This is a genomic window from Paenibacillus yonginensis, from assembly GCF_001685395.1.
Lineage (GTDB): Bacteria > Bacillota > Bacilli > Paenibacillales > Paenibacillaceae > Fontibacillus > Fontibacillus yonginensis.
In genome coordinates this window covers 166261-181825 of the sequence record NZ_CP014167.1, presented here as the reverse complement: position 1 = coordinate 181825, position 15565 = coordinate 166261, and the positions used below count along the sequence as shown (strand labels likewise).

Sequence of the window (15565 nt, the reverse complement as noted above, 5' to 3'; positions counted from 1 at the left end):
ATTTCGTTATTTGACCTGATTCATGGCAATGCCGAGCAGTGGAACGCCGGCCTGATCCATGTATTGCTTGGCTTTGCTGACAGCTGTACGTTTCGTCCGGCCATACCTTACGACAAGGACGGCGCCGTCGGCCTGCGAGGCCAGGACGCGGGCATCAATGCAGCCGAGTACACCGGCGGAGTCCAGCAGCACGATTTCGTATTGCTGCTTCAGATGGGCAAGCAGCTGCTCCGTTCGTTCGCCGGACAGCAGCTCAGCCGGGTTCCAAGGCGCAGCCCCTGCCGTGATCACGTCCAAATCCGGAATCGAGCTGGGCCGGATGGCCGCCTCTGCTTCACAGGCGCCTCTCAAGTAGTCGGATAGCCCGTTTCCTCCGTTGTTTAGGCCAAAAGCCAGATGAAGAGCCGGTTTCCGCAAATTGGCGTCAATCACGCAGACCCTTTTGCCTTCTTGGGCAAAAGATACGGCCAGATTGGCGACCAGCAGCGTTTTCCCTTCTCCTTCATTGGCTGAAGTCAGCATCAGGACGGTACTGTCCTTCCCGGCACTTTGCAAATGCTGGCGGATATATACCCGCAGCGACCTGACCGATTCCGCTGCTGCCGAAGCAGGATTTCGTTCGGACACCAGGCTGTCATTTAAACGCAGCATAAGACGGTTCCTCCACTCTTCCTGTGATTTTGGCGGAAGGTTTGCCGGCCTGCTTTCTCGACATCATCGGAACGCTTGCGATGACCGGAACCCCATACCACTCCTCGGCTTCCTTTTCCGTCCGCACCGTGTCATTGATGCTTTCAAGGAAAAGAATGACGCCGATCGCAACCATCAAGGAGACAACAAAGCTGATCAGCAGATTCATTACCACGCTTCCGTTGACCGGAGCGCCAGGCTGCTCGGCATTTGCCGACGTAAGCAGCTTCACATTATTCAAATTCATCAGCGACGGGATGGCGTCGATAAAAGTTGCGGACACCGCGTTGACAATCCCGGCCGCTCTGGAATAGCTTTCATCCGTTGCCTTCAGGTTCATGACCTGGCTTTTCTCAGAAACCTTCACTTCCAGCTTCTTGGCCAGTTCATCTTCCGTTAATCCAAGCTCCGGGTAACGGGTGACGACCTCGCCCAGAATTTTGGGCGACTCCATAATTTCCTTGTAGCTCTGGACTAAATTCAAGCTTGTATTTAGATCGTTCAAATTGTTGCTTCCCTGGGCAGGATTGATAGAATTAACGATCAACTGACCGGAAGCAGCGTAAACCGGAGTAACAAACGTCTTGCTCACATAATAGGTGGTTGCACAAGCGATCAATACGAAGACGAATATGATCCAGAGCTTTTTTTGGATGATATGGACATAATCCAAAATCGTTTTCTCCATCGGTATCCCCCTTTCCGTTATCAGCCGGCCCCTGGGCAAACGGCTTGCCTTCGGCAGCCGCCAAAATCAGCACTTCCTCTTATTGCTGTTTTCATTCTAGCAATTACATGTGAAATTACATGACTCCTTGGATTACTTTAGGGTTAACTTTCGTAGAAAGGGAGGTGCTACTTGTGAACATCAAAAAAGTACACTTTTGTACCAGTGAAATCGGGCGGTCAAAGCCTGCCGCAGATGTAAGCGTTTCCCTAGAGCGGCGCGGGTTTCCGGCTGTCTGGCTTGCTTTCCGGACATAAACAAAGACGCGGATGAAAGCATCCGCGCCTTTGTTGTCCCGCCTCCGTCCATGCGGAGCGAAAACCCTCTATTTTTGTCTAATTTTAGCGTGCTTAATTTGTCGCCTCGTATTTGCACAAACCGATGGAATTGGCATAAAGAGCAGCCTGGGTCCGGTCCGCAACCTGAAGTTTCGCCAAAATCTGACTAACATGTTTCTTGACCGTGTATTCGCTGATGAACAGCTTCTGGGCAATCTCGCGGTTGCTGCAGCCTTGCCCCAGCGAGATGAGCACTTCTTTCTCCTTCGGCGTCAATTCATCCGCAGGACTCATTTCATTATCCTGAAGCTGGCTGGTCACAAGACCGGGATCATAATATTTCCGTCCTTTATGCACCAGATGAATGGCATACAGCAGTTCTTCGGGCAGCGCCTCTTTCATGACGTATCCGTCTACCTGCATTTCTTCCGCCCGCTTGAAGTCCTCCCGGCTTGCCGATGAGGTGAGCAGCACAAATTTGCTGCGAATGCCCATGCCTCTGGCTGCAACAATAACATCAAGGCCGGATTCCTCGGCCAGCTTCAAATCCAGCAATACCAAATCAGGGCTTGTAAGCTCAATAACACTTAAAGCTTCACGCTTGTTTGTCGCTTCGCCTGCGAACTGGACATCGGGCTGCATGGAAATCACGGCAGCCAGTCCCTTCCTGACAAGCGGATGGTCATCTACAATGACGATTTTCATCGTTAAGCAGCCTCCTAAGCGTAACTTTATTTGTATTCAAGAACGCCGACCGGAATGGACAATTCCACCTGGGTCCCTGTGCCGATCGTGCTGGAAATGCTGATTTCCCCGCCAAGCGATTTGGTCAAATAATGCATGTTAGGCATGCCTAAGCCGCCTTCGGTTTCTTTGGCCGCCGCACTGTCCATGTCAAAGCCGGTCCCGTTATCCGTAACCGACAGCTTGATCAATTCAGGGCGCAGGGCCATCTCTACCCGGACCAGTTTGGCTTTGCCGTGACGGATCGCGTTGCCCGTCGTTTCCGAGATCATCCGGAACAAGGCTTTCTGGTAATGATAAGGCAGCCCGTAATCATCACCGCTCACTTTAAAATCGATCTCAACGCCATTCAGCCTCGAAATCGTGCTGAGATGGGAACGGACGGTGCCCAGCCAGTTCTGCCCTCCGCTTTTCTTGGAGCTTAAGCTGTGAATCGTCTTGCGCAGCTCCTTGGCTACCATCGTTGCGCTGTCCTTGATCAGATCAATCTGCTCTTCAAGCTCTTCTTCGGACAGTTCGCGCCAGGTCTGCTTCAGCGAATGGGCGGCATACACAATGCCGAACAGGCTTTGCGAAACGCTGTCGTGCATCTCGTCGGCAATCCGGTTCTGCTCGTTGATAATCGTCAGCCGATTCTCCGTCACGGCCAGCTCATGGCGTTCCAGAATAATTGAGCTGAGCTCCTGAAGCAAAATCAGCTGCTGCGCCAGCCAGCGGTTCACCTCCATCTTGCCCTCCGCTTCCAGCCTGACGCCGATTACGCCAACAAAACGGGTATTCATCCGCACCGGCATGAACAGAAAGTCGCCAAAACCTTCAATCCCGCGGTAAAAGGGTTCGTCGTTTCTTCTCCACTCCTCCAGATGCTGCTCCATGCGTGCAAACAGCTGCGCTTCCTCAGCCTGATTCCAGCCAGTCTGGCAGCTGGCCGGCGTGACCTCCCCGGGCCGCGGGGCAAACCAGAACAAAGCTTTCGGAAGTTTGGTGAGCTTGACCACACAATCGGCAATAATCTGGCCAATATTCATCAATTCGTGATGGCTCGCCGTTTCGACAATGTGATAAATCGATTTGATATGATCCAGCGTTTCATCCGTCCGTTCATTGGCCCGGTCCAGCTCGCGGAGCACGCTGCCGATCATCTGCATGGCCACAACCACAACGACCAGCGCAGCAATCAGTCCGGAATTCTGAAAGGCAAACGCTGGAACATTTTTTAACTCCAAATTTAAAAAGATATAAAATACGGCACCAAGAACGCCGATATAGCTAACAAGAAGGCTCCAAGCGAACCATGCGCTCAGCAGCTCGGACGCCACCATGAGCGGATTTAAGGCATACCACTTGAACGGGCTGTCCATTCCTCCGGTCGGCAGCAGAAGCAGCACAATCACCGCCATCTCGCAGATCACGGCAATTTTCAGAGCAACCGGCTTGTCGGCATAATGCCGGTACAAGTTGACGGCTACAGGGACAGACGCCAATAGAGCAATAATCATACCTAACCTGATCCATAAGGGAATGCTCGAAGGATTAAACAGATAAACCAAGGTTATCAGAAACAATGAACCATAGCGTGTAAATCTCCACGTGTTGCGTTCAAATGCTGACTTGGACTTCATCCCACCACCCTATTCTTTTGTTTCACAAACCGTTGTTCGGCTTTTTGAAGAGAACGGAATCAGGTTTACAGGTTTATTTGGATGATACATAAAAAGGAAATTGATAACAAGCCTGATCGTTTTCAAAAAGCGCTTACATTCGATATTAGAATCGAAATTCCTATAAATTTTGAGCTTAACACACCTCCTTCTAAACCGTTTGTCCTAGAGCTGGCCCACCACTTGATGACATAATTTTGGCTAGTACTCTTTACCCAATTCCTTCAATCTGTAACCATATTCTTCAAAAAAATAGAGCCTTCCCTTTCTATGGGGAAGGCTCTTCGTCATCATCCGACATCTTCTGGTTCGACAGCATTTCACAATATATACAGAGCTTACGTCGCTCCAGTTTGGGCTCAGGCCGCTCTTTCAAAGCTTCGAATCCAGCGGAACCGGTTCACCTTCACCAAAGCTACAAAACACTTCAGAATCTGATCCGATTTCAGGCAGATAAAGACGGCGAGCGGCGGCAAATTCCATACGAAAGCGGCCAAAGCCGATGAAGGCAGCACCACCAGCCACATAAAAATCGTATCGTTATACAGCACAAATTTGGTATCCCCGCCGCTCCTTACGATGCCGGTCAATGCCGGCATTTGATAGGCTGTTCCAATGACCGTCACGGCCAGCACCGTCATAAACCGCAGAGCCAGCTCCTTGGCTTCGCCCGAAATGCTGTAGAACTGCAGCACGTACCCTTTGCTGACAAACAGCAGCACGGAAGTGACCAGCCCGATGGCGACATACAGCAGCTGCAGCGTCTTCGCATAAGGCTTCACCTTCTCCATCCGGCCCTGGCCGATCGTTTTGCCAATGACAACCGAGGTGGCGCTGGCCGAAGCATAAGTGATAACCGTCACGATTTGAAACACCGTTGTCGCGATGCTGTTGGCCGCGATGGCGGCAGCCCCCATATGTCCCAAAATAGCGGTCTGCGCGGCCATGGCGGCTCCCCAGATCGTGTTGGACATCAGAATAGGAGAGCCTATCCTCAGATACTGCCGGAGCAGAGGCTGATTAATGCGCAGAAGTTCTCGGAAGCGCAGCAGGATTTTGTCGTCAAACCGTTTGACAAATCCAATCACAATGAGCGTTTCCAGCATACGCGCGCTTAATGTGGCAATGGCCGAGCCGCGGATACCAAGCTCCGGGAATCCCCATTTTCCGTAAATCAGTACATAGTTCAGGCAAATGTTAATGATAAGCGTGGATAAAGAAACAACAAATCCGATTTTGACCGTCTCGACGCTCCGCAGCATTGCCAGCAAAATGCTCGTAGCTGCAAAAAACAAATAAGAAAAACAGATAATCCGCAGGTAACGCGCACCTTCGGCAATGACCGCTTCATCTCCTGTGAACACGGATAAAACGGCATGCGGGGCAAAAAAGACGACCGCCCACATCAAAACGCTAAGCAGCATGGCAATCCACATGCCGATCGCAGCCGCCTGCTTGACGGTTTGAATCTGGCCTGCCCCCCAGGCTCTCGCGGACAAAATGACAACGCCTTCACAAGTGCCCATGACGAGCATCTGCAGCAGGAACTGGATCTGATTAGCCAAAGCAACGCCCGACAGCGCCGCTTCGCTGTATCCGCCAATCATCAGATTGTCGGACAAATTTACGCCGAAAGTGATCAAATTCTGCAGCCCGATGATCAGCGTCAATGAAATAAAGGCCCGGTAAAACGGCTTCTCACGCACAAATAAACTCAAGTACCATTACCTTCTTTGTTATATATTTGTAAAGCTACTATATAACAACTCTGCGGATTTATCAGCCTAAAAATTTAGAGGGCAGGCTCTCCTGCACCAGACTGGTTATCCCCGCTGCCTTATGAAGCCGCAACAAACAGAAAACCGCCCAAAATAAGTTTGGAACGGTTTCTGTATTTATTCGGCTTATTCCGCTTTAAAGCTGTCCGCCGGCCATGGAGCTTTATGCACGTTAACGTTCTGGAGCTGTCTGATATATTCCCGGTATTCCTCAGGTGTATCAATATCCTCCGGGGCCGGACAGCCGGCGTCTACGTAATCAATTCTGGATTTGTATTTCTGCAGCAGCCGGCGAGCTCCTTCATCCCCCGATAAGTTTTGCAGCTCCGGAAACAGAGCGGCATCAAACAATACGGGATGCGCAGGGCGGTCCGTGTACCTGGCCTGGACGATCAGGTTTCCGGTTTCCAGGTAACGTTCGGCCACCTGTCTGATGATCCGGGCATCGATCAGAGGCTGATCACCCAGCAGCACGATAACGCTTCTAAGCGAGCGGTTGTTTCCCGCCAAAGCCTCGACTCCCGCAGACAAGGAAGCTCCCAGCCCCTGCTGTGCGTGATCTGTCTCCAGCCACTCTACCGGCAGCGGCAGGCCGGCGATATGCTCACGCCGGACCGGGCCCTGCCTGGCCGCTATGACGGCTGCATGAAGCGGTCCCGCAGACAGCGCCCGGCTAACCGTCTGCTTGAGCAGATTGCCTTCCGGGGCCGGGAGCAGCATTTTTGGAGTGCCCATCCTGCTGGACGAGCCTGCCGCGAGAATCAGCACGCCGATTTGCTCAAACATGGCTGGGCTCCTGAAGTTGGCCCTGGCTTTGACCGTGCGCCTGGAATCGGCGGCCCAGGCCTTTGCGGTCGCGCAGGAAGCCGCCGGACTGCCCGCTGCGGCAGGCAGCCGCCTCGGCCAAAATGCTGAGCGCAATTTCCTGCGGCGTTTCTGCGCCGATATCCAGCCCTGCAGGAGAATACAGCTTCTCCAGCAGACTGTCCTCAAATCCCGGGTCTGCCTTCCGAATATAGCTCAAAATCTGCTCCAGTCTGTATTTGGAGCCAACAAGCCCCAAGTAAGCAGGATTAGCCCGGAGCAGCTGCCGGACCGCTTCGCGATCCAGCTCCAGATTGTGGGTCATGACCACCACCGATTTCCCCGCAACATCCGCCTGCTCATAAGCGAGGCGGGGAATGATCATCAGTTCATCCGCGTGCGGGAACTGCTGCCGGCTTGCTTTATCTGTCGCATGGTACAGGATGCCGACTCTCCAGCCGAGCTGCTTGGCCATCTCGCATAAGATACGCGCATCTTCCCCCGCGCCGACAATCACCAGTTCGGCTGCCGGACGAACGTGCTCCACGAGGAGCTCAAGCTCTGCTCCATCCTTTGCGACTTTTACACGTCCTGCCTTTTGACCCTCACGCAGCTCACGAAGCTCTCCGGCCTCCGCAGAAAGCTCTTCAGAAGCCGTCCAGCGTTCGCCGACGGGATGAGCAAGCGGGTCCGAGGAAGACAATACCGTCACCGCCACATATGGAAGGCGGGCGGACAAGCGGCGCCGGTAGTCTTCACTCATTCGCCGCGCCTGCTCCGGGAAGCGGGCCGGATCATACAGCTCCAGCCAAATCCCGACAGCGCCGTTGCAGCCGATGCCCAGCCCCCAGACTTCGTCATCCCCGGCCCGGAAATCATAATATAAACGGCGGGGAAGCCCTGTAGCAAACACCTTGGCGGCATGCTCCTTCAGGTCCTCTTCGATGCAGCCGCCGCTGAGTATGCCTTTGACCTCGCCATTCTCCAGAATAACGCAGCGGGCTCCTTCTCTTCGGTAAGCGGAGCCGGCCACCTCCACGATCGTGGCAATGACGCAGGAGCAGCTCTCTTCTTCACAAGCCTTTAAGATCCGGACGATTTCTTCCATTTGTTGTTTCCCCTCCCGTCCGCAAAATCGGCTGGGCCTATTCCGACCAGCAGCCGCAATCGGCTTACGTGTTCTGCAGCGATTTCCAAACCTTCTCCGCCGACAGCGGCAGGGCATAACCCCGTTTGCCCGTAGCATGGGCAATCGCATTGGCGATAGCGCCAGGCACCGGGTCTAACGCCACTTCGCCGATCGACTTGGCTCCAAGCGGACCGTTCGGATCCTTTCCCTGAATAAAAAAGACTTCCGCCTTCGGCATATCATTGGCGCCCGGCATCCGGTAATCCATCATCGACGGGTTCATGACTTTGCCGTCCTTGACGAGCAGATCCTCCATCGTCACCCAGCCCACCCCCTGTGCGATGGCACCAAGCACCTGACCTTTGGCCATTGTTTCGTGGATAATTGTGCCTGAATCATGTACGGCCCAATAGCCGATGACTTTCGTTCTGCCTGTATCCGGATCCACCTCTACCTCGGCTACATGAGCCGCAAACGGATAGTTGGGCGACGGGTGGCCGAAATAAGTGGCGTCCGGCAGGTCCGTATCCGGCACGTAGGTTTCTTTGATCTCCAGCTCTTCACCCGCATGGCGGGCACGGTACCAGGAAGCGAGCTCGCTCAAGGAATAAGTTTGCCCCTCCAATACAGCTGCACCTTCCCGGAAGTCCGCCGCTTCGCCCAGCGTCTCCCTGGCCAGCTCTTTCAAGCGGGCCGCCAGCGACTGTGCCGCTTTCTGTACCGCGTTGCCGCCCATAACCGTGCTGCGCGAAGCCAAAGTGCCGATGCCAAACGGATACCGGCCTGTGTCGCCAGACTTGACCAGAATCGCTTCTTCCGGGATCCCCAGAATTTTGCTGGCTATGCGGGCATACGTCAGGGACATGCCTTGACCCAGCTCTATTTCCCCGGTTTCGACCTCGATCCCTCCGTCCTGCTTCAGACGGATGACCGCCGTAGAACCATCAAAGCGGGGATCAATGGCCCGGAAGCCGGACACATGGTTGGCAACGGCCAGACCAAGCCCGCGGTAAGGCGGCAGCGAAGCTCTGCGATGCCAGCCTGAAAGCTCCTTAACCTTCTCAATGCATTCATCCAGCTTGCATGTATCGAGGCGGTAGCCGTGAAGCGTCGTATCGCCTTGATGGACGATATTTTTTAAGCGGAGTTCGGCCGGGTCCATATTCAGCTCCAGCGCTATTTCGTCAATGACGCTCTCCACGGCAAACAACATCTCCGCGTTGCCGAAGCCGCGCATGCAGGTTGTTGGACTGTTGTTGGTGTAGCAAAGATAACCTTCCGATTTGACGCTGCCGAAATGATAGATATTATCGGCGCGTGTGCACACCGTCGAAACGACGTTTGGACTCCAATAGACACGTGCTCCCGCATCCGCGTAAACGGTAAGCTCTTTATAAACAAAACGGCCTTCCTCGTCCGCGCCGATTTCAATGTCGAACGTCAATGGAACGCGAGGATGTGCCGTAATCATATCTTCATAACGGTCCAGTATGATTTTGACATGACGGCGGGCAGCCATAGCCAGCGCAGCCGCGATGACATGCACCTTCAGTACGTATTTGGCGCCAAAAGAACCGCCGATGGGCGGCACAATGATCCGCACCTTATCTTCCGGCAGTCCAAAGCCTGCCGCATAGGTCTCTCTCGCCCGATAAGGGATATGCGAAGGAGCCCAGATGGTGATGCCCTCTTCGTCAGACCAGCTCGCAATTGCGCCAACAGGCTCCAAATGTCCCTGGTAAACCCGGTTGGAGTAATAACGCCCGCCCTTGACTACAGCCGCTTTCCGTTTGCCTTCCTCCAGATCGCCACGGCTTACGCTGACCTGCATAGGTTTGTTGGACTCTACATCCTCATGCAGAAGAGGAGCCCCCGGTTTCAGCGAATCCTCCGGATCAAACACGCCAGGCAGCGGCTCGAATTCGACTTCCACCAATTCAAGCGCCCGCTGCGCCGCTTCCTTTGTTTCAGCCGCAATAGCTACGATTTCATCCCCGATGAACAGCACCCGGTCCTTGGCGAGCAGGTTCCAATCCTTAAATTTCGTCGGACCATATTTATAGCTTGGCAAATCATCGGCCGTCAGCACCGCTGCTACACCTTCCACCTGCTTGGCCCGTTCCACGTTAATGGAGAGAATCCGGGCGTGTGCATAGGGACTTCGGTAGATAGCGCCCACCAGCTGACCCGGAAAGTTCAGGTCATGCAAATAACGGGTTTCGCCGGCCAGCTTGGCGCTGAGGTCGGCGGGCGATTTTTTTCGGAGTTCGCTCATACGCCCGCACCTCTTCCCGCCAAAACCTGCTCCGCCGAACGGATAATGCCGAGGTAACCCGTGCAGCGGCACAAGTTATTTTTCAAAGCAGAACCCAGGTCTCCGTTAAACAAAGCCGGATTCTGCAGCCAGGCCCAGGTTGTTACCATGACCCCCGGCGTACAAAACCCGCATTGCACTCCGCCGTTCTCCTGCATCGCTGCCATCAGCGATTGAAATTCCTCCAGACGTGCCAGTCCTTCGATCGTTTCAACCTGCTGCCCCTGAACGGAAGCCGCCGGGATCAAGCAGGATACGACGGGACGGCCTTCCAGCAGCACGGTACACGCTCCGCATTCGCCGGTCCGGCAGCCGATCTTGGTTCCGGTTAGTCCCTGCTGTTCACGAATAACATCAGCCAGCGATGCGGCAGGTTCCCCGCTCCACACCACTTCTTGCCCGTTCAGGTTCAGCTTGAAATTGCCGTCTTGTTGTCCAGCGCTCACAAAACCGCCTCCCTAGGTTAATTTAAGTATCCAGTACGGAATCATGGAACAGCTCTTCCAGGGAAAGACTGCGATGGAGCAGGCCGTCCGCTTGCAGGTAGGTGATGAATTTCTCGATTTGCGCCCGGTTCCTCTTGATGCCGTACGGCCATAAATCCCCGTCCATCAGCTTGGCCGAGCTCTCCACAGACTCCCAGATAAACGGCGCAGAGGTATAGTTCTTGATCGTCTCCAGCATGCCGGCGATGCCTTCGTCTTTGATGTCGAGCATGGTTTGGTAGAGCTGCTTCGGCAGCTCCGGATAACGTTCGGCAGTCTGTGCCTTAACCGAAACAAGGTGCATAATTGGAAAAATACCCGTGCGGCCGTAATACTCCCGCTCCGCCTCCCAGACATTCGGAATCAGCCGGCGAAGCACGCCGCCTTCACCCGATGCCGGGAACAAATGAGCCGGCGGACGGCGGGCCGTCATAATCGCGTCGACTTTGCCTTCTGCCAAAGCTTCAAAGATGTCGCCTTCGGTCAGCGTGGCCGGTATTTCGACCGGCACCCTCTCCGGACGGAACGTAAACCACTGCATATCCTCGTTCGAGATTCCCCATTCATCCCGGAACATGCCCCGCACCCAAACCGCAGCCGTCATTTGGTATTCGGGGAATCCGAACCTGCGGCCCTTCAGCTCGGAAGGATGCTGCCACGGGCTGTCAGAACGGACATAAATGGCATTATGACGGAATGAACGGGACAGAAAAACAGGGATCGCCGTCAGACGCGCATCTCCTCCGCCTCTGGCAATCAAATAAGAAGCAAGGGACAACTCGGACACATCATAAGCGCTCTGTGAAATCTGCTTCACAAAAATATCTTCAATAGATTCCTGCTGCACATCTATAGCGAAACCCGGGATGCTGCGCGCCCCGGTTAACAACTTAAGCGTACGGTCGCTTTCCGACATCGCCAAAGTTAACTTGTGATCTGTCATACGACTTCCCCTTTCTCGGATCCCGAAATCTGATCCAGCAGCAGACCTGCTGCCCGTTTGATATAAGTGCCAACCAAAGACCGGCGGTAATCCGCGCCGGCTCTGACATCCGTGATCGGCGAGCTGGCTTGGGCGTACAAGTCGCCCAGCTGCTGCAGTTTGCCGGCATCCAGTTCGCCTGACCAGCCCTGCTCTTCTTCTGGTCCGAGGACAAAAGGTTTAGGCGCGGCGGCTCCAACAGCCGCTGTCCCCCATTCGATTTGACCCGCTTTAGCACTGAGCAGCAGCGCGACAGATACGATGGAGATATCCGTAGCGGAACGCTGATCATGACGCAGAAAAACCTGAGGGACATCAAGGCTGCGGGCCGGAATAAACAGCGAGACAATCATTTCGCCTTCGCGCAGCGCTGTACGTTTCGGTCCGATTATAAACTCGGACACCGGGACGGATCGGCTGCCTGTCTGGCTCGCAAGCCGAACCTCTGCCCGATAAGCGACGAGCGGGACGACCATGTCGGCGGCAGGTGAAGCGTTGGCCACGTTGCCGCCAAGCGAGGCGCGGTTCTGAATCTGCCAGCCGCCGACCGTTTTGGCCGCCTGCTGCAGGGCAGGCACGCAGGCAAACAAGCTGCCCTGCCAAATTTCGGCTGCGGTTACCGCTACGCCGATCTCCAGCCCTTCTTCAGTCCGGCTGGCATGTTTCAGTTCCTCGATCCGGCCGATGTCCAGCCAGTCGGTGGACTGGGCTTCGATCCCGTTTCGCTGGGCATTCACAAACAAATCCGTGCCCCCGCATACAATGCGGGGATGATTTCTGGAAAGCAGCTCAAGCGCTTCGCTTAAGCTGTGCGGCTGAAGCCAGGGCATAGAGGTTCCTCCTAAAAGTTTTATGAAGCGTTACTACTTCGAGTTACTTCGCAATAAAACTTGCTTCGGAAGCATTCGCTTAGTTTTATGAAGCGTTACTACTTCGAGTTACTTCGCAATAAAACTTGCTTCGGAAGCATTCGCTTATATGGAGCCGAAGCTCACTCCAGTCCGGTCGCCAAATCCTTGATCCATGGAAGAGCGCGCAGCGGCTCGATCTTGACTTCGCTGTCCGGTACGGCGCGGATACTGCACAGATACCCGGCTTTTCCGTCCACAAGGGCCGAGCATTCCTTGCAGGCATTTGCCGAGCGGCAGGAATACCGGACCGCAAAGGAAGGGTCCTGGTGTTCCCGAATCCAGAAAATCGCATCCAGCAAGCTCATCCCGTCCTCATAAGGCACCTCGAAATGTTCGGTATATTCTCCTCCTTCTGCTTCACCGCGCAAGACGTTTAAATTCACAACCGGCATAATGTTTGTTCTCCCTTCTGATTCACCCTATTGGGGTTCCTTATTGTACAGCTGCGGGCAGTTCAAGCTGCTTGACGAGCCAGTTCCCGTCCGCTCCCAGTTCAAAGCTTGAACTATAAGGGACAGCAAGCGTTTCGTCATAGTCCAGGCGAACATGGGCGCCGCGTGTTTCTTTGCGGGCCAAAGCGCCGAGCACAATCGCTTCGCCGACTTTCAGCAAATTGGCGGCCTCCACCTTCTCAATGAGGCTTAAAGCAAATTTGCTTGGCTGGGCGAGTGAAATCGCCTCAAGCTCCTGCTTCAGCTCCGCCAGAGCCTTCTGCGCTTCGAACAATCCTTGTTCCGTTCTAAGCGGTCCGGCTCCCTGCCACATCACCTGCTGCAGCTTGCGTTTAAAAGCCTGCAAAGAGGCCGTGTCTTTCTCTACCGGCTGCGGATGCCAGAACGTCTTCAGTGCGGCCATTTCCTCATCCAGCGCCTGGCGAACCGCCTTCTCATCGACCGGAGCTTTATCCTTGGCAGCCGTTTCCCCGGCAATACGCCCGGTCACCAGCGCTTCGGTAATCGCGTTGCCAGACAACCGGTTGGCGCCGTGCATGCCGTAGATCAGCTCGCCGGAAGCCAGCAGACCCGGCACCCGTGTTCTCATCTTGTCGTCCACCCTTACGCCGCCCAGCATGAAGTGGGCCATCGGCGCCACCTCGACCATATCTTTGGTCAGGTCTACCCCCTGGTTCCGCAGAATGTCGATTACCGGACCAAACGCTTCCTTCAGCTTCTCCTCCGGCACCATCCGGAAATCGAGATAAGCTCCGCCGTGCGGCGTGCCGCGGCCGGCTTCCACTTCGCGGAAGATCGCCAGCGTAGTCTGGTCGCGGGCAGCTGTATACCTGCCTGCCACTTCACCATTGTATTTGTCCATAAATTCTTCTTCATTGCCGTTCAAGAGACGGCCGCCCAGCTTGTAGCGGAACGGGTCCCACATAATCGGGTCAATGCCCACCAGAGGCGGGAACAGGTGCGCAATCGGGAAGAACTGCACCATTTCCATGTCGCGCACCTCCGCCCCCGCCTCTGCGGCGAGCACATAACCGTCGCCGGTCATGTTGGCCGAAGCGCTGTTGCGGGCAAAAGCTTCCGTCAGGCCGCCTGTCGCCAGAATAATAGAAGAAGCGGCGATGCTGACCGGCCGGAACTGCTCCATTTCAAAGCCGACCGCCCCGACGGCGCGTCCCTGCTCCACAACAATTTTGGTAATCATGATGTTCTTAAGCCGTTTGATCTTCGGGTCTCTCCAGATCGATTTCTTGAGTCCGGCGGACGTAGCGCCGCCCGTGTTCAGAATATCCACATAGACACAGCGCGCTTTGGAATGCCCCGGTGCAAAAGCCTGAGAGCGTTTGCCTTCCGGCGTACGCGCCCATTTAACCCCGTAACGCTCAGCCTCGAGAATCACCTCAGGTCCCCGCTCCACGATAGCGCGGACGATCTCCGGATCAGCGAGTCCGCGGCTGCCTTTCATGGTGTCCTCAAAATGAATTTGCGGGTTATCCTCTTCCGCCTCCCCCAATGCAACGGCTACGGTCATCTGCGCCAGGATAGTCGCTCCGCCCCGTCCGATCAGGCTTTTGTCAGCCAGAATCACCTCGGCTCCTTCATCGGCTGCCGCGCGGGCAGCCATCATGCCTGCTGCGCCGCCGCCAATAATCAATACGTCACTCTGCAAATGCAGCTTCTCCACGGTTTCTCCTCCTTTGTTTCGCCTATCAGGCGTTCAGTCCAGTTGTTTTGCCGGGAGCCTGCACGGTAATCCCGGCAGCTTCCAGCGAGGTTCTGATCTTGCTCGCAAATTCGACGGCATGCACGCCATCGCCATGCACACAGATGGTATCGGCCTGAATCGGCACATCCACCTTTTGCTGCGACAGCACCTTGCCTTCCGAAACCATACGGATCACCTGCTTGAGCGACACCTCTTCGTCCGTGATCATCGAATCAGGCAGCCGGCGGGAGGTCAAGGAACCGTCGGATTGATAGGTACGGTCGGAAAAAACTTCACTGGCAGTACGAAGCCCCGCCTTCGACCCCGCCTTGATCAGTTCACTGCCGGCCAGGCCGTACAGAATCAGCTCGGGATCGACCTTATACACTGCTTCGGCAATAGCTTCAGCCAGCGCGGCATTTCTGGCGGCCATGTTGTACAAATTCCCATGCGCCTTCACATGCTGCAGGCGGGCTCCTTCCGCTTTAACGAAGGCCCATAAGGCGCCAATCTGGTAAACTACAAGGTCATAAGCCTCTTGGGGCGAAATATCCATATCCCGGCGGCCAAAGCCGATCAGGTCCTGCAGGCCCGGATGCACACCGATAGCAACACCATGCTCCAAAGCCAGCTTGACCGTCTTGCGCATCGTCGCCTGATCGCCGCCGTGGAACCCGCAGGCAATGTTAGCGGACGTCACATATTTTAATATCTCCTCGTCTCTGCCCAGCTTGTAAGCGCCGAAGCTTTCCCCCATATCACAGTTCAAATCCACCATTCTCATCTTTGTTTTCCCTCCCGTTGTTTAGCTCGATAAATTCGAAAAATCAGACGGCTTCCACCGGCTGACTCCTCTGCTAGGCCAACTTCGATTAAGAAACAAGCCAGCCCCAGCCACTTGCGGGGTT

The 15565-nt window shown here is 54.8% G+C and carries 14 protein-coding genes; all 14 read right to left on the bottom strand.

Translation table 11 applies throughout. The features are described 5' to 3' along the window. Nucleotides 1–6 precede the first annotated feature (6 nt). Nucleotides 7–651 (bottom strand): CpsD/CapB family tyrosine-protein kinase, encoded by a 645-nt coding sequence (locus AWM70_RS00770; RefSeq protein ID WP_068700219.1) that lies wholly within the window; start codon nt 649–651, stop codon nt 7–9. After that, nucleotides 635–1378: a YveK family protein gene (locus AWM70_RS00765; RefSeq protein ID WP_068693478.1), complete on the bottom strand. Its 744-nt coding sequence runs from the start codon at nt 1376–1378 to the stop codon at nt 635–637. Before AWM70_RS00765 ends, AWM70_RS00770 begins: the two co-directional genes overlap by 17 nt. Nucleotides 1379–1767: 389 nt before the next feature. Beyond that, complete coding sequence (locus AWM70_RS00760) at nt 1768–2400, bottom strand: LuxR C-terminal-related transcriptional regulator (protein ID WP_068693476.1); 633 nt, start codon at nt 2398–2400, stop codon at nt 1768–1770. 26 nt (nt 2401–2426) lie between these two features. Then, nucleotides 2427–4061: a sensor histidine kinase gene (locus AWM70_RS00755; RefSeq protein ID WP_068693474.1), complete on the bottom strand. Its 1635-nt coding sequence runs from the start codon at nt 4059–4061 to the stop codon at nt 2427–2429. Nucleotides 4062–4459: 398 nt separating this feature from the next. After that, nucleotides 4460–5818: an MATE family efflux transporter gene (locus tag AWM70_RS00750; protein WP_068693473.1), complete on the bottom strand. Its 1359-nt coding sequence runs from the start codon at nt 5816–5818 to the stop codon at nt 4460–4462. A 186-nt stretch (nt 5819–6004) separates the two neighbouring features. Then, nucleotides 6005–6664, bottom strand: coding sequence for a nucleotidyltransferase family protein (locus AWM70_RS00745; RefSeq protein WP_068693471.1), 660 nt, complete (start codon nt 6662–6664; stop codon nt 6005–6007). Further along, on the bottom strand, nt 6657–7790 hold the full coding sequence (locus tag AWM70_RS00740; protein ID WP_068693469.1) for an XdhC family protein: 1134 nt from the start codon (nt 7788–7790) through the stop codon (nt 6657–6659). Before AWM70_RS00740 ends, AWM70_RS00745 begins: the two co-directional genes overlap by 8 nt. Before the next feature lie 64 nt (nt 7791–7854). Next, a complete protein-coding gene (locus AWM70_RS00735; RefSeq protein WP_068693467.1) occupies nt 7855–10086 on the bottom strand; it encodes a xanthine dehydrogenase family protein molybdopterin-binding subunit in 2232 nt (743 codons plus the stop codon). Beyond that, complete coding sequence (locus AWM70_RS00730) at nt 10083–10571, bottom strand: (2Fe-2S)-binding protein (protein ID WP_068693465.1); 489 nt, start codon at nt 10569–10571, stop codon at nt 10083–10085. The genes AWM70_RS00735 and AWM70_RS00730 overlap by 4 nt, the downstream gene beginning before the upstream one ends. 22 nt (nt 10572–10593) lie before the next feature. Continuing rightward, nucleotides 10594–11553, bottom strand: coding sequence for a substrate-binding domain-containing protein (locus AWM70_RS00725; protein ID WP_068693463.1), 960 nt, complete (start codon nt 11551–11553; stop codon nt 10594–10596). Further along, entirely contained in the window at nt 11550–12422 is an 873-nt protein-coding gene (locus AWM70_RS00720) for an FAD binding domain-containing protein (RefSeq protein WP_068693462.1), read from the bottom strand. Before AWM70_RS00720 ends, AWM70_RS00725 begins: the two co-directional genes overlap by 4 nt. A 161-nt stretch (nt 12423–12583) precedes the next feature. Further along, nucleotides 12584–12895, bottom strand: a complete 312-nt coding sequence (locus tag AWM70_RS00715) for a 2Fe-2S iron-sulfur cluster-binding protein (RefSeq protein ID WP_068693461.1) — start codon at nt 12893–12895, stop codon at nt 12584–12586. A 40-nt stretch (nt 12896–12935) separates the two neighbouring features. Beyond that, nucleotides 12936–14636, bottom strand: a complete 1701-nt coding sequence (locus AWM70_RS00710; RefSeq protein ID WP_068693460.1) for an FAD-binding protein — start codon at nt 14634–14636, stop codon at nt 12936–12938. 25 nt (nt 14637–14661) lie between these two features. Beyond that, on the bottom strand, nt 14662–15441 hold the full coding sequence (locus AWM70_RS00705; RefSeq protein ID WP_068693459.1) for a LamB/YcsF family protein: 780 nt from the start codon (nt 15439–15441) through the stop codon (nt 14662–14664). Nucleotides 15442–15565: the final 124 nt, after the last annotated feature.